The sequence below is a fragment of the Falsiroseomonas sp. E2-1-a4 genome (genome assembly GCF_051433165.1).
Lineage (GTDB): Bacteria > Pseudomonadota > Alphaproteobacteria > Acetobacterales > Acetobacteraceae > Falsiroseomonas.
Genome location: NZ_JBHMFS010000001.1, coordinates 542,044 through 556,426 on the forward strand (window position 1 = coordinate 542,044; position 14,383 = coordinate 556,426).

Below are 14,383 nucleotides of genomic sequence, written 5' to 3' on the forward strand. Positions count from 1 at the left end.
TCAGGGTAGGCTGACACACAAGGAAAAGGGAGCAACCGTCCAGGTGGACACGGTGGCAGTCTTGCTGGAAGCGCCTGAGCAGCTCGTTCTGAGCCGCCTCGACCTCACGCCCCCGGGCGATGCGGATATCGTGGTGGATGTGGAATGGAGCGGGATCAGCACCGGCACCGAGCGCCTGCTGTGGTCCGGCCGGATGCCGCCCTTCCCGGGCATGGGCTATCCGCTGGTGCCTGGCTACGAATCGGTGGGCCGCGTGGTCTCTGCCGGTGCCACAGCCAACCGCCGTGTCGGTGAGCGGGTTTTCGTTCCCGGCGCCAAGTGCTTCGGCCCGGTACGCGGCCTGTTCGGTGGCGCAGCCTCGCGTCTCGTGGTCCCCGGCGCCCGCGCCGTGCCGATCGATGAGGCGCTGGGCGAGGATGGTGTGCTGATGGCGCTGGCCGCCACCGCACAGCATGCGATCGCGGCGGAGTTACCGGAGCTGATTATCGGCCATGGCGTGCTCGGTCGGCTGGTGGCGCGGCTGGTGGTGGCCGCGGGCCGGACGCCCACGGTGTGGGAGACCAACCCGGCGCGTGCCGATGGTGCGCTCGGCTACCAGGTGGTGGCGCCCGAGAATGATACGCGGCGTGACTACCGCAGCATCTGCGATGTCAGTGGCGACAGTGCGCTGCTGGACACCTTGGTGCAGCGCCTGGCACCCGGCGGCGAGATCGTGCTGGCCGGCTTCTACAGCGCGCCGCTCAGCTTTTCCTTTCCCCCGGCCTTCATGCGGGAGGCGCGGTTCCGCGTCGCCGCGGAATGGCGCGAGCCTGATCTGGTTGCGGTGCGTGCCTTGCTCGATGCCGGGCGTCTGTCCTTCGCAGGCCTGATCACGCATCGGCGTGACGCCGCGGCCGCGCCGGATGCCTACCGCACCGCCTTCAACGATCCCGCGTGCCTCAAGATGATCCTCGATTGGAGAGCATGCTCATGACCGCACAGACTGGTTCGCAGCCCACGTCGTCCGCACAGCAGAGCATGGCGGATGCGCTGCGGGCGGAAGCGGAGCAGGAGCCGGATGCGGTGGCGACGGGCCCCGTGAAGAAGGAAACGCAGATCATTGCCATCTACGGCAAGGGCGGCATCGGCAAGTCCTTCACGCTGGCCAACCTGAGCTACATGATGGCGCAGCAGGGCAAGCGCGTGCTGCTGATCGGCTGTGATCCGAAATCCGACACGACCAGCCTGCTGTTCGGCGGCCGTTCCGTGCCGACGATTATCGAGACGTCTTCGAAGAAGAAGGCGGCCGGTGAGGCGGTGAAGATCGGCGATGTCTGCTTCAAGCGCGACGGCGTCTTCGCCATGGAACTCGGCGGCCCGGAAGTTGGCCGCGGCTGCGGCGGGCGCGGCATCATCCACGGCTTCGAGCTGCTGGAGAAGCTGGGCTTCCATCAGTGGGACTTCGACTACGTGCTGCTCGACTTCCTGGGCGACGTGGTCTGCGGCGGCTTCGGCCTGCCGATCGCGCGGGACATGTGTCAGAAGGTGATCGTGGTCGGGTCCAACGACCTGCAATCGCTGTATGTCGCGAACAACGTCTGCAGCGCGGTCGAATACTTCAAGAAGCTCGGCGGCAATGTCGGCGTGGCCGGCATGGTCATTAACAAGGATGATGGCACGGGCGAGGCGGCTGCCTTCGCCAAGGAAGTCGGCATTCCGGTGCTGGCTGCGATCCCGGCCGATGACGACATCCGCCGCAAGTCCGCGAACTACGAGATCGTCGGCATCCCCGGTGGCCAGTGGGCCAGCGTGTTCGAGGAACTCGCCTTGCAGGTCGCCGGCGCCCCGCCCGTTCGGCCCTATCCGCTGACGCATGAAAACCTGCTGAACCTGTTCAAGGGCGATGCGGTCGGCCGTGGCGTGGTGCTGGACCCGGCGACGATGGAAGACATGTGCGGCGCCGAGGTGCTGAACAAGCCGTCCCTCGAAGTCGTCTATGAGGGCGCCTGATACCATGACCGAGACAGCAGGCTGCCACGGAGGCCGTGAGACGTTGGAGGCCGCCGCGCGCGCCGCCGGCAAGTCTCTTGTGATGGACGAGCTGACCAAGAACTACCCGCGCGGTCCGCATGACCAGCCGCAGAGCATGTGCCCCGCCTTCGGGTCGCTGCGGGTTGGGCTGCGGATGCGGCGCACGGCGACGATTTTGTCGGGCAGCGCCTGCTGCGTTTATGGCCTGACATTTACAAGCCACTTCTATGGCGCACGGCGGACGGTTGGCTACGTGCCCTTCAACTCCGAGACGCTTGTTACGGGAAAACTGTTCGAGGATATCCGCGACGCGGTGACGGAGACCGCAAAGCCGGAAGACTACGACACGGTCGTCATCATCAATCTCTGCGTACCCACCGCCTCCGGCGTACCGCTCGACCTGCTGCCGAAGCAGATCAACGGCGTGCGGATCATCGGTATCGACGTGCCCGGCTTCGGCGTACCGACGCATGCGGAAGCCAAGGATGTGCTGGCCGGCGCCATGCTGCGCTATGCCCGCGGCGAGGCCGAGTCCGGCCCCGTGGCAAGGCCGCGGCAGATGGTGGATGGCGCGCGGACCGTGGCGCTGATCGGCGAGCTGTTCCCGGCGGACCCGATGGGCGTCGGGGCCATGCTCGCCCCGATGGGCCTGGCCGTCGCCCCGCAGACGCCGGCGCGAGAATGGCGCGACCTGTACGCCGCGCTGGATTGCGAAGTGGCCGCCGCGGTGCATCCCTTCTACACCGCAAGCATCCGCGAATTCCGCGCCGCCGGGCGGCCCGTGGTGGGCTCCGGCCCCGTCGGGCACGACGGCACGGCCGCCTGGCTGGAAGCGATCGCGCGTGCCACCGGCGCCAGCGCCGCGCAGCTCGATGCCGCGAAGGCGCGGGCGCTGCCGGCCATCAAGGCCGCGCTGGAGGCGGCGCCGATCAACGCGCGCATCACCGTCTCCGGCTACGAAGGCTCCGAATTGCTGGTGGCGCGGTTGTTGGCGGAAGCCGGTGCGGAAGTGCCCTATGTCGGCACCGCCTGCCCGCGCACCGAATGGTCCGACGCCGACCGTGAATGGCTGGAAGCACGCGGCACGCATGTGCAGTTCCGCGCCAGCCTGGAGCAGGACATGGCGGCGATGCGGGAGGTGAAGCCCGACCTTGCGCTCGGCACCACGCCGCTGGTGCAGAAGGCGAAGGAGCTCGGCATCCCCGCGCTGTACTTCACCAACATGATTTCCGCCCGGCCGCTGTTCGGCGCCGCCGGCGCAGGCTCCATGGCGAGCATCGTGGCCGCGCAGACCAAGGGGCGCGAGCGCTTCAGCCGCATGGTCAGCTTCTTCGAGGGCGTCGGCACGCCAGATGGCGCGGGCTACGGTTTTCGAGACAAGCCGGTCGATCCGCCGGGCTTCCGGGAGCGTCAGCGCAAGATCCAGGCCGCCAAGGCGAAAGCCGAAGAATCGGTGGGCACCTGATATGCTCGTCCTCGATCACGACAGGGCCGGTGGCTATTGGGGTGCGATCTACGCCTTCTCCGCCGTGCGCGGATTGCGCGTGGTGATCGACGGCCCGGTGGGCTGCGAAAACCTGCCCGTCACCGCCGTGCTGCACTACACAGATGCGCTGCCGCCGCATGAGCTGCCGGTGGTCGTCACCGGCCTCGACGAGGACAGCCTGTCGAAGAACGGCACTGAGGATTCCATGCGCCGTGCTGCCGGCACGCAGGATCGCGAATTGCCGGCTGTGGTCGTCACCGGTTCCATCGCCGAGATGATCGGTGGTGGCGTAACGCCGCAGGGCAGCAACCTGCAGCGCTTCATCTGCCGCACCATCGATGAAGACCAGTGGCAGGCCGCCGATCGCGCCATCATGTGGCTGTGGACGGAATTCGGCGCCCGCGGCCGCAAGATGCGCGCGCGTAACCCGAAGCTCGGCACTACGCCGCGCGTCAACATCATCGGCCCGATCTACGGTACCTTCAACATGCCGTCCGACCTGGCCGAGATCCGCCGCCTGGTGGAGGGCATCGGCTGCGAAGTGAACCTGGTGTTCCCGCTGGGCAGCCATGTCGAGGACATCGCTAAGCTGCCGGATGCGGATGTGAACATCTGCATGTATCGCGAATTCGGCCAGAAGCTGTGCGAGGAACTGGAACGCCCCTGGCTGCGCGCGCCGATGGGCCTGTTCGCCACAACCAACTTCCTCCGCAAGCTAGGCGAGATGACGGGGCTCGACCCCGAGCCGTTCATCGAGCGGGAAAAGCACACCACGATCAAGCCGATCTGGGATCTGTGGCGCAGCGTCACGCAGGACTTTTTTGCGAGCGCCAGCTTCGCGGTTGTCGCGACGGGTACCTACACGCGCGGCCTGCAACGCTTCCTCGGCGAGGAAATGGGCGTGCCCTGCGCCTTCGCCTTCAGCCGCATGGCCGGCGAGAAACCGGACAACGCGGCGGTGCGGGAGGCGATGAAGAAGACGCCGCCGTTGGTGCTGTTCGGCAGCTACAATGAACGCATGTATGCGGCGGAGCTGAAGTCCCGCGCCATGTACATCCCTGCCAGCTTCCCGGGTGCGATCATCCGACGCGCCACCGGCACGCCCTTCATGGGCTATGCCGGCGCGACCTACATCGTGCAGGAATACTGCAACGCGCTGTTCGACGCGCTGTTCCACATCCTGCCGCTTGGCACCGACCTCGACCGCGTGGATCCCACGCCGGCGCGGGCTGCGGAGCCCTGGGACGATGATGCGGTCGCGCTGCTCGACGCGCATGTGGAGACCGAGCCTTTCCTGCTCCGCATCTCGGCCGCCAAGCGGCTGCGTGAAGCGGTGGAGCGCGCAGCGCGCGAGGCCGGTGAGCCACGAATTGTCCGCGAACGCGTCCGGCACACGCTGGGCGACGTGGTCGCGCACCCCGTTGCAGAGGGCGTCGCATGATGCGGCCCCTGCATCCTTCCGTTCCTGCCTGCCGCCAAGTGCGGTTCGCGGTTCGGCCTTGGCGGTTTCCCGCCGTTTCCATCCCAGCCGCGCGGGATCAGCGCGGTGGCGGCCGAAAGGCAAAATGGAGGTCATCATCATGGCCGAAAGCTCAAAGACCGGCCTGACCGAGGGCGAGGCACGCGAGATCCACTCTCTGCTGATCCAGGGTTGGGCGTTCTCCGTGTTCGCTTCGATGGGCGCGCATATCCTGGTGTGGCTGTGGCGCCCGCTGGTTTACGGCAACCAGATCGTCCCGCCGGACTGGCGCTTCTTCTGAGGCGCGTGGTTCGTCGAGAGATAGGAGATAGAAGCTATGCATAAGATCTGGATGGTAGTTGACCCGCGCCGCTCGCTGTTCCTGGCGATGGTCGGCGTGGTCGCCGTGTCGGGGTTGCTGCACGTCGTCGTGCTCGCATCCCCCCGATACTGCGACCATTGGGGCTGGTGCGCGACGCCTGCGACCTTCACGCCGGGGCAACCGGTCGGAGCTCTGCGCTAAGCAGAGCGAAGGCGCCGGTGTCGCTCCGCGGCAGCGGGCGAGGCCAATACAGCGGCCCTCGTCCGCTGCCCGGGACGACGACACAGGCAGGCGGGCACTAGGCCCCGCCCATAAGGGAGCGTCATGCGATGGCGATAATGACTTTCGAGCGGAAATATCGCGTCCGCGGGGGCACCCTGGTGGGCGGCGACCTGTTCGATTTCTGGATAGGCCCGTTCTGGATCGGGTTCTTTGGGATCACCACGGCCTTCTTCACCTTTTTGGGTGTTGGCCTGATCCTGATGGGCGCGGCGATGGGCGGCACCTTCAACCCCTGGCTCATCAACATCGCGCCGCCGGACCTCAGCTACGGTCTGCGCCTGGCACCGATGGCCGAGGGCGGTCTCTGGCAGGCCATCACGGTGTGCGCGATCGGCGCCTTCGTGTCGTGGACACTTCGCCAGGCCGAAATCTCCCGCAAGCTCGGCATGGGCTATCACATCCCCATTGCCTACAGCGTTGCGGTCTTTGCCTACATCACGCTGGTGGTGATCCGCCCCGTGCTGATGGGCGCCTGGGGGCACGGCTTCCCCTACGGCATCTTCAGCCACCTCGATTGGGTCTCCAACGTCGGCTATCAGCACCTGCATTTCCACTACAACCCGGCGCACATGCTGGCGGTGACGTTCTTCTTCACCACCACACTGGCGCTGTCGATGCATGGTGGCCTGGTGCTGTCCGCGCTGAACCCGGCCAAGGGCGAAGTGGTGAAGACGGCGGAACACGAGAACACCTATTTCCGCGACCTGATCGGCTATTCGATCGGCACGCTCGGCATCCATCGCCTCGGGCTGTTCCTGGCGCTGTCGGCGGGTTTCTGGAGCGCGGTTTGCATCGTCATCAGCGGGCCGTTCTGGACCCAGGGCTGGCCGGAATGGTGGGGCTGGTGGCTCAACCTGCCGATCTGGAACAAGTGACGGGAAGGGGGGATTACGCAGATGCCTGAATATCAGAACCTCTTTACCCGGGTGCAGGTCCGGGGGCCGGTGCCCTATCCGGGCACGCCGATGGGCACCGCCCAGCTGCTCGCGGGCAATTCAGAACGCGAAACGCAGGGCACATTCGTCAGCCTGTTTGGCAAGATCGGCGATGCGCAGGTCGGGCCGGTCTATCTCGGTACACTCGGTGTCCTGTCGATCATCTTCGGCTTCATCGCCTTCGAGATCATCGGCCTCAACATGCTCGCCTCCGTGAACTGGGACGTCGTCCAGTTCATCCGCCAGCTTTTCTGGCTGGCGCTGGAGCCGCCTTCGGCTGAATACGGGCTCAGCATTCCGCCGCTGCGTGAAGGCGGCTGGTGGATTGTCGCCGGCTTCTGTCTGACGGTCTCGATTTTGCTGTGGTGGGCGCGCACCTATCGCCGCGCACGGGCGCTCGGCATGGGCACGCATGTGGCCTGGGCCTTCGCCGCCGCGATCTGGCTTTACCTGGTGCTGGGCTTCATCCGCCCCGTGCTGATGGGGTCCTGGGCGGAGGCGGTGCCCTTCGGCATCTTCCCACATCTTGACTGGACCGCAGCGTTTTCCATCCGCTACGGCAACCTGTTCTACAACCCGTTCCACGCACTCTCGATCGTCTTCCTGTATGGCTCCACCCTGCTATTCGCCATGCATGGCGCGACCATTCTCGCACTTGGCCGTTATGGCGGTGAGCGTGAGATCGAACTGGTGCTGGATCGTGGCACGGCGGCCGAACGTGGTGCGCTGTTCTGGCGCTGGTGCATGGGCTTCAATGCCAGCTTCGAGAGCATCCATCGCTGGGCCTGGTGGTTCGCCGTGCTCTGCCCGCTGACAGGCGGCATCGGCATCCTGCTGACCGGCACGGTGGTGGATAACTGGTATCTCTGGGCGGTCGATCGCCACTTCGCCCCGGCCTATCCGCAGATCTGGGAACCGGTCATCGATCCGGCCCTCGCTGCCCCGATGCAAGGAGCGCCTCGATGAGCCTCACCGCACGCGTCGGCCTGGTCTTCGCCGCAGCCCTTTGCGTCGTGATCGTGCTGATGACCTTCGAACGGCCACCGGTCAACGCGACCCAAGTGGGCTTCCGCGGCACCGCGATGGAACAGGTGGTCAACCCGCGCACCCAGGCGGTGCGCCTTGCCGCCAACCGCGTTCCCGAGGCGCCCGAGGCCGCCGAGACGGATGGCGAAAGGGCGCGTGAGATCTACGAGAACGTCCAGGTGCTGGGTGAGCTGAGTGTCGGGCAGTTCAACCGCATCATGGCGTCGATGACGGAGTGGATCGCACCCGAACAGGGCTGCGCCTATTGCCACAATGTCGAGAACATGGCGTCCGACGAGATCTACACCAAGGTGGTGTCGCGCCGGATGCTGCAGATGACGCGCACCATCAATGTGGATTGGACTGCGCATGTCGGTGATGCCGGCGTCACCTGCTACACCTGCCACCGGGGCCGCCCGGTGCCGGCGGAGGTCTGGGCCTCCACCATCCTGCCGCAGAACGGGCTTCAGGCACCGCGCGGGCAGAATACCCCGGCACCGGTGGCCAATCTCAGCTCCCTGCCCGGCGAGCCCTTCACGCCCTTCCTGCTGCAGGACCGCGAGATCCGCGTGATCAGCACGGCGGCCCACCCGAACGGCAACACCGTCAGCACCAATGAAACCGATTGGGTCTACTCGCTGATGATCCACATGAGCCAGGGTCTCGGCGTGAATTGCACCTTCTGCCACAACAGCCGATCCTTCGCGAACTGGTCTACCAGCCCGCCGGCACGGCTCAACGCCTGGCACGGAATCCGCATGGTGCGGGACATCAACAATGACTACATCGTGCCGCTGACGCCGCTCTGGGCCGCCAATCCGCGCGGGCCGGCGGAAGGCCCGCACATGCCGCGCGTGGGTCCGGCCGGTGATGCGTTGAAGGTGAACTGCGCCACCTGCCACCAGGGTGCCAACCGGCCCTTCTACGGTGCCCCGATGCTGCAGGACTATCCGGAGCTCAACATGGTCTCCCAGGGTCCGCTGCGGGCCGCCTCGGTGGCGACACCGCAGTGAACTGGCACGGCGCCAGGCCCGCGCGGCCTGGCTGCCGTGTTTGCATCCGGCGCGCAATCGGGCATAGCAAGGCCCGTGTCAGGCGCGCTGGAACTTCTCGGGTTGTTTGCGGTGGCGGTGGGCGCCGCCAGCCTGCTTCCCATGGCATCGGAGCCGCTGGTGGTCGGGCTGCTGCTTTTGGGCGGGCAGCCCGTTTGGCTGTTGGTGGCGGTGGCGAGCCTGGGCAATACGCTGGGCTCCGTCATCAACTGGGCGCTGGGCCTGCAATTGCTGCGCTGGCAGGACCGGCGCTGGTTTCCCGTGAAACCCTCGGCGCTGGAACGCGCGAGCGGCTGGTACCGTCGCTGGGGCCATTGGTCGCTGCTGCTGAGCTGGGCGCCGGTGATCGGCGATCCGCTGACATTGGCAGCCGGCGTGATGCGCGAACCGTTCTGGCGCTTCCTGCTGCTGGTCGCCATCGCCAAGACCGGACGCTATGTGGTGCTTGCGCTGGTGACGCTCGGCCTCACCTGAACGGAAGGGAGGACGCAGCATGATGGACGGCACGGATCTGCACCGGGACACGCGCCCGCATGCCGTGGTCATCGGCGCCGGGTTTGGCGGCCTAGCCGCTGCCATTCGCCTCGGTGCGCGTGGCTGGCGCGTGACGGTGGTGGAAAAGCTGGATGCGGCTGGCGGCCGCGCCTATGTCTATCGGCAGGATGGCTTCACCTTCGACGCCGGCCCCACCATCATCACCGCGCCGTACCTGCTGGAAGAATTGTGGACGCTCGCGGGGCGCCGCATGGCGGATGACCTCGACCTGCGCGCGATGAACCCCTTCTACCAGATCCGGTTCGACGACGGCACGGTGATGAATTGCAGCGCCGATCTGGTGGCAACGCGCGCCGAGATTGCCCGGATAGCGCCGGAGGATCTGCCCGGCTTCGACCGTTTCATCGCCGACAGCGAGAAGATTTTCGAGGTCGCCTTCGCGAAGCTCGCCGACCAGCCCTTCCATCAATTGTCCACGCTTCTGCGCGCTGTGCCGGACATGCTGCGGCTGCAAGGCTACCGCACCGTCTACAGCAAGGTCAGCGACTACTTCACCAACGACAAGCTGCGGATCGCCTTCAGCTTCCACCCGCTGCTGATCGGCGGCAACCCGCTGAACACCACCGCCTATTACTGCCTGATCGCGCATCTGGAACGGCTGCATGGCGTGCACTACGCCATGGGTGGCATGGGTGCGGTGGTCGACGGACTGCTGGGGCTGATCCGGCATTTCGGTGGCACGCTGCGCACCAGCACGGAGGTCGCACAGATCACGGTGAAGGACGGCCGCGCCAGCGGCGTGCGCCTGGCCAGCGGCGAGACCCTTGCGGCCGACATCGTCATTTCCAACGCCGATGTCGGCTGGACCTACACGAAACTGCTCTCGGAGCATAAGCGCCGGCGCTGGACCGATGCGAAGGTGGCGCGCGCCAATTATTCGATGAGCCTGTTCGTCTGGTATTTCGGCACCAATCGGCGCTTCGAGGATGTCTACCACCACACCATGGTGCTCGGCCCGCGCTACCAGGAACTGCTGACGGACATCTTCAAGCGGAAGGTGCTGTCGGAGGATTTCTCGCTGTACCTGCACCGGCCCACCGCCACCGACCCGTCCCTCGCCCCGCCTGGCTGCGACAGCTTCTATGTGCTGTCCCCGGTGCCGCATCTCGGTGGCAACACGGATTGGGCGCAGCATGCCGAACCCTACCGCGCCGCCATCGAAAAGCGACTGGAGGACACGGTGCTGCCCGGCCTGGGTGCGAGCCTCGTCACCTCCCGAATCCTGACACCGCAGGATTTCCGCGACCGGCTGCTATCCGTGCAGGGCGCGGCCTTCTCGCTGGAACCGCAGCTTTTCCAATCTGCCTGGTTCCGTCCGCACAATGTCAGCGAGGATCTGCCCGGATTGTTCCTCGTCGGCGCCGGCACGCACCCCGGCGCCGGCGTCCCGGGCGTGGTGTCCTCGGCGCGCATCCTGGACCAGGTGGTGCCGCATGGCGACACGCTGGCAGGATCGCGGCTGCGGTCTCAACAGACGGCCTGAGCTGAACGGTGTTGGCCGGCGGCAACGCACCGCCGGCAGGGCACGGCTACCGGCGACGTCCCTAAAAAAGACAAATACCGCAATTTAAGACGAATTCTCCCACGGATGTGAGGTGTGCAGATCTTCTGCGGCCGTATGCTGATGGAGAAGAAGTTTTTTTGCGGGAAAGGTCTCCAGATGAATACGGTCTTGCTCATTTGCAGCGATCGCCGCCTGCGTGCCAGCCTCGCCGAGGGCCTGGCGCCTTCCTTCTCCGTCCACCAGGCCGATGACGGCGCGGAAGCCAGGGTCTTCCTTCGCGCCTCGGCGGGCGGCTGCAGCGCGGTTCTGATCGATACGGGTCTCAACGCGGCAGATGGCCCCGAGCCCTGCCGCGGCCTGCGGTCTGAAGGCTTCGACATGCCGATCCTTCTGCTCAGCGAGGCAAGTGACGAGGCGGATGTCGTCGCGGGCCTCGACAGCGGCGCCAATGATTACATCCTCAAGCCATTCAGCATGCCGGAACTGCTGGCACGCCTCCGGGCCCATCTGCGGATTTCCGCCACGACGGAATCGGCCGTGCGCACCATCGGGCCCTATGCGTTCCGCCCCTCCGCCAAGCAGTTGTTCGAGCGCGCCCGCAACCGGACCATCCGGCTGACGAGCAAGGAGGTTGCCGTTCTGAAGTATCTTCATGCCGCGGATGGACGGCCGGTGGCGAAGCACACGCTGCTCATGGAGGTGTGGGGCTACAACAGCGCAGTCAGCAGCCATACGCTGGAGACCCATATCTGGCGCCTACGCCAGAAGATCGAGGACAATCCGGCCAACGCACGTTTGCTGCTGACGAATCGCGACGGCTACCGCCTGAACCAGGCCGCATGATGATGCGCCCGATGCCCTTCCTGAGTTCGTGACATGAGCGCGCTGGATCTTGCGCCGCTCATCTGCCGGCTCCTCGCACGGAAGCGGCCGTCAGGGCGAAGCGGTGCGGGGCCGGCTTCCGGCAGCGCGCCGCAGGCCGCCTCGCCGACCGAGTTCGTCGATGGCAGTTGGCGGGTCATCGGCGCTAGCCGGCGGATTGCACAGGTCTCGGCGCCCATGGCCACGGGTGCCGCGGCCACGGGCGGCACGCTCCTGGTCTGCCAGACGCTCGGCCTGCCCAATGCGCTGATGGAGACCGGGCGTCGGCTGCTTGCTGGTGATGGTGTGGCCGAGGCCGGCGGTGACGGGGAAGTGGCCGCCACGACGCTGATCGGCGAGGGAATGGACCTCCTTCTGACCGGCCCCAGCATATTTGCTCCAGGCATCGCGTACCGGGAGGGAGCACAGCATGTCGAAGGCGGGCGCCCGTTGGCCCAGCCGGAACCTGCCCCGGTGCCCGAGCCGGCCTCGATCGGACTGTTCGGTGTTCCGCTGGCCCTGATGGCCGCCCTGCTGGTCTGCACCGCTGCCAGGCGGCGCCGGCTTGCCCGCACCTGTGCCTCGCGCCGCGCGGATGGCGCGGCCTGAACTAGCGGCGGACTTCGGCATCCGCGCGAATCAGCGGCGCGGCCGAACCTCCAGCACCCGTGCCGCTGCCAGCCGGCCGGACATGGCCGCCATGGGAATGCCCGGCCCCGGATGGACGGAGCCGCCGGCGAGGAACAGACCCGGCAGGCGCGATGCGGCGCCCGGGCGCGCGAAGGTGCCGGTGGCGCCGTGGCTGGCGCGGCCATACAGCGCGCCGCCGGTGCCGGGGAACAGGCTGTGGAAGCCGGCCGGCGTGGTCGTGGTGGTGTTGCCGGGGGTCGCCTCAATCATCAGGCCGCAACGGCGCAGCAGATCCAGGCTGCGCTGCTGCAACTGCTCCAGCGCATCGGGCGACAGGTCGGCCAGGTCGCCATCGGCGGGGGCGTTGACCAGCAGCAGCAGGCGTTCGGGCGTGCCGGGTGGCACCTCGGCGTGGCCGCGATCCTGGGCGCAGATATAGACGGTGGGTGCTTCGGTGATCTGGCGGGCGCGGAAGATGGCGGCGAATTCGGCGGCGTAGTCCTCGGCGAAGAAGACGTTGTGGTGGGTCAGCGGGAAGCCGTGCGTCACCGCATTCATGCACCAGGTGACGGCGGAGAGGGACCGCGCGGCACGCGGCGTATCGCGCGCCGCATGTCGCGCGGCGCCGCCGAGCAGCCCCTGGCCGAGCGCGGCCACATCGCCATTGAATACCACGGCATCGGCCGCCAGCGTCTCCCCACCCGCCAACCGCACGCCGGCGGCACGGCCGTTCTGCACCAGGATTTCCTCCACCTCCGCGTTGAAGCGGAAGCTGGCGCCCTGGCTTTCGGCAAGGTCGCGGATGGCGTCGGCCACGCCTCGCATGCCGCCCTCCACCAGCCAGACGCCGTCCTGTTCCACATGCGCGACCAGCATCAGCGTGGCGGGTGCGAGGAAGGGGGAGCAGCCGCAATAGGTGGCATAGCGGCCGAACAACTGGCGCAGCCGCGGATCGCGAAAGTGGCTGCCGAGCGCCTGCCACATCGTCGCCCAGGGCGCCGTGCGCCACAGCGCATCCAGCCGCCCGACGCGCCGCACAAGATCGAGCGGGGAGGGCCGCTGCGCCGCGATGAAGCTGTGTTGCAGCGTGCGGAAAATGTCCGCGCTGCGGGCGGCGAAATCGCGAAACCCCTGCGCGTCCTGCGCCCCGGCGAATGCGCCGATGGCCTCCGCGGATTCGTCTATATCCGCGAACAGGTCCAGCCGCCCGCCCTCGCGCCAGGCGTGGCGTGCCAGGATATCCGCACGGCGCAGCACCAGCGCATCCTCCAGCCGCCGCCCCGCATCCTCGAACAAACCCGAAAAAATCCAGCGCATGGTGAAGACCGTGGGGCCGCCATCGATGGCCGCACCGCCGGCCTGCACATGCCGCATCTTGCCGCCCGGCGTCGCCGCGCGTTCCAGCACCGTGACGCGCACACCCTGGCGGGCCAGATCCGCCGCAGCCGACAGGCCGCCGATGCCGGCGCCGATCACCACGACATGCATCGCGTCAGGCCGCCGCGCGCAGACGCTGCCGGTTGCGCGCCTGCCGCTCCACCTCCAGCCGGTGCCAGATGATCAGCGCGAGGCCGACGATCAGCGGGATGCTCCACATGCCGGGATGCAGCGCGAGCTCCGGGAAGATGCGGACGGAGCCGAAGGCCATGAAGGCGGTGTAGACGGAGATGCCGGCGCCAACGAAGGCCTTGATGTGCTCCTTCAGCCAATCGGTCCGCGTCGCGCTCGGCTTGTGCAGGAACCACAGATTGGTCAGTCCGGTGGCGATGCCGACCACCGCGATGCCGATCATCAAATTCTGCCCGATGATCCAGCCCTGCACCGCGCAGACCAGCGCTGCGGCGATCACGGCGTATTGCAGCGCCAGGTTCAACGGCGTGCGGTTTGCCGCGTGGCGTTGCTTGCTGGTGATGCAGAGCCAGCCATACCAGGCGAGGTTGATGGTCAGGATGCCGGTATGCAGCATCATCCAGCCGAACATGCCGCGCAGGAAGGGCGCATCGTAGTCGGCGGCCAGGTGCGGATGCGTGCCGAAGGGGTCGGCCAGCGTCAGCAGGCTCATCGCCACTGCGAAGTTGCCGGTGGCGAGCATGGCGAAGGTGAAGATGCGCCCCCAGCGGCGATGGTTGGCGCCACCCTTGCGGCCGATCACCGGCACCCAGAAGGCGATGGCGCCGGTCACGCCGGTCAGGATGTGCGCGATGACCAGGCTGTGGAACAGCATCAACACCATCTGCTGTTCTCCTCCCTTGACAGAAAGT

At 66.9% G+C, this 14,383-nt stretch carries 15 protein-coding genes; 13 read left to right on the forward strand and 2 right to left on the reverse strand.

All coding sequences use genetic code 11. The annotated features are described in order from the left end of the window. The first annotated feature begins 43 nt into the window (after positions 1 to 43). The 13 genes from bchC (at position 44) to ACFHNC_RS02610 (ending at position 12,101) form a co-directional block, all read left to right on the forward strand. Entirely contained in the window at positions 44 to 973 is a 930-nt protein-coding gene (gene bchC, locus ACFHNC_RS02550; RefSeq protein WP_437167634.1) for a chlorophyll synthesis pathway protein BchC, read from the forward strand. Beyond that, complete coding sequence (locus tag ACFHNC_RS02555; protein ID WP_437167635.1) at positions 970 to 1,989, forward strand: chlorophyllide a reductase iron protein subunit X; 1,020 nt, start codon at positions 970 to 972, stop codon at positions 1,987 to 1,989. The genes bchC and ACFHNC_RS02555 overlap by 4 nt, the downstream gene beginning before the upstream one ends. A 4-nt stretch (positions 1,990 to 1,993) precedes the next feature. Then, positions 1,994 to 3,475, forward strand: a complete 1,482-nt coding sequence (bchY, locus tag ACFHNC_RS02560) for a chlorophyllide a reductase subunit Y (RefSeq protein WP_437167636.1) — start codon at positions 1,994 to 1,996, stop codon at positions 3,473 to 3,475. A 1-nt stretch (position 3,476) separates the two neighbouring features. Next, positions 3,477 to 4,937, forward strand: coding sequence for a chlorophyllide a reductase subunit Z (gene bchZ / locus ACFHNC_RS02565; RefSeq protein ID WP_437167637.1), 1,461 nt, complete (start codon positions 3,477 to 3,479; stop codon positions 4,935 to 4,937). A gap of 124 nt (positions 4,938 to 5,061) precedes the next feature. Continuing rightward, a complete protein-coding gene (locus tag ACFHNC_RS02570; RefSeq protein WP_437167638.1) occupies positions 5,062 to 5,256 on the forward strand; it encodes a hypothetical protein in 195 nt (64 codons plus the stop codon). A gap of 36 nt (positions 5,257 to 5,292) precedes the next feature. After that, positions 5,293 to 5,478: a light-harvesting antenna LH1, alpha subunit gene (gene pufA / locus ACFHNC_RS02575; protein ID WP_437167639.1), complete on the forward strand. Its 186-nt coding sequence runs from the start codon at positions 5,293 to 5,295 to the stop codon at positions 5,476 to 5,478. Between the two features lie 128 nt (positions 5,479 to 5,606). Further along, positions 5,607 to 6,434, forward strand: a complete 828-nt coding sequence (gene pufL, locus ACFHNC_RS02580) for a photosynthetic reaction center subunit L (RefSeq protein ID WP_437167640.1) — start codon at positions 5,607 to 5,609, stop codon at positions 6,432 to 6,434. Positions 6,435 to 6,455: 21 nt separating this feature from the next. Then, a complete protein-coding gene (gene pufM, locus ACFHNC_RS02585; protein WP_437167641.1) occupies positions 6,456 to 7,460 on the forward strand; it encodes a photosynthetic reaction center subunit M in 1,005 nt (334 codons plus the stop codon). Then, positions 7,457 to 8,533 carry a photosynthetic reaction center cytochrome PufC gene (gene pufC, locus ACFHNC_RS02590; protein WP_437167642.1) on the forward strand — a complete coding sequence of 359 codons (1,077 nt, stop codon included), beginning with the start codon at positions 7,457 to 7,459 and terminating at the stop codon, positions 8,531 to 8,533. Before pufM ends, pufC begins: the two co-directional genes overlap by 4 nt. A gap of 75 nt (positions 8,534 to 8,608) precedes the next feature. Continuing rightward, complete coding sequence (locus ACFHNC_RS02595) at positions 8,609 to 9,046, forward strand: YqaA family protein (RefSeq protein ID WP_437167643.1); 438 nt, start codon at positions 8,609 to 8,611, stop codon at positions 9,044 to 9,046. Between the two features lie 19 nt (positions 9,047 to 9,065). After that, positions 9,066 to 10,610 (forward strand): phytoene desaturase family protein, encoded by a 1,545-nt coding sequence (gene crtI, locus ACFHNC_RS02600; RefSeq protein ID WP_437167644.1) that lies wholly within the window; start codon positions 9,066 to 9,068, stop codon positions 10,608 to 10,610. A gap of 177 nt (positions 10,611 to 10,787) precedes the next feature. Further along, the gene (locus ACFHNC_RS02605; protein WP_437167690.1) at positions 10,788 to 11,474 is read left to right on the forward strand and encodes a response regulator transcription factor; all 687 of its coding nucleotides are present in this window, start codon (positions 10,788 to 10,790) and stop codon (positions 11,472 to 11,474) included. Positions 11,475 to 11,507: 33 nt separating this feature from the next. After that, complete coding sequence (locus tag ACFHNC_RS02610) at positions 11,508 to 12,101, forward strand: hypothetical protein (protein WP_437167645.1); 594 nt, start codon at positions 11,508 to 11,510, stop codon at positions 12,099 to 12,101. A 30-nt stretch (positions 12,102 to 12,131) separates the two neighbouring features. On the opposite strand, the gene crtD is transcribed toward ACFHNC_RS02610, so the two are convergent. After that, entirely contained in the window at positions 12,132 to 13,610 is a 1,479-nt protein-coding gene (gene crtD, locus ACFHNC_RS02615; RefSeq protein WP_437167646.1) for a 1-hydroxycarotenoid 3,4-desaturase CrtD, read from the reverse strand. Positions 13,611 to 13,614: 4 nt separating this feature from the next. Continuing rightward, positions 13,615 to 14,355 (reverse strand): hypothetical protein, encoded by a 741-nt coding sequence (locus tag ACFHNC_RS02620; protein WP_437167647.1) that lies wholly within the window; start codon positions 14,353 to 14,355, stop codon positions 13,615 to 13,617. Between the last annotated feature and the right edge of the window lie 28 nt (positions 14,356 to 14,383).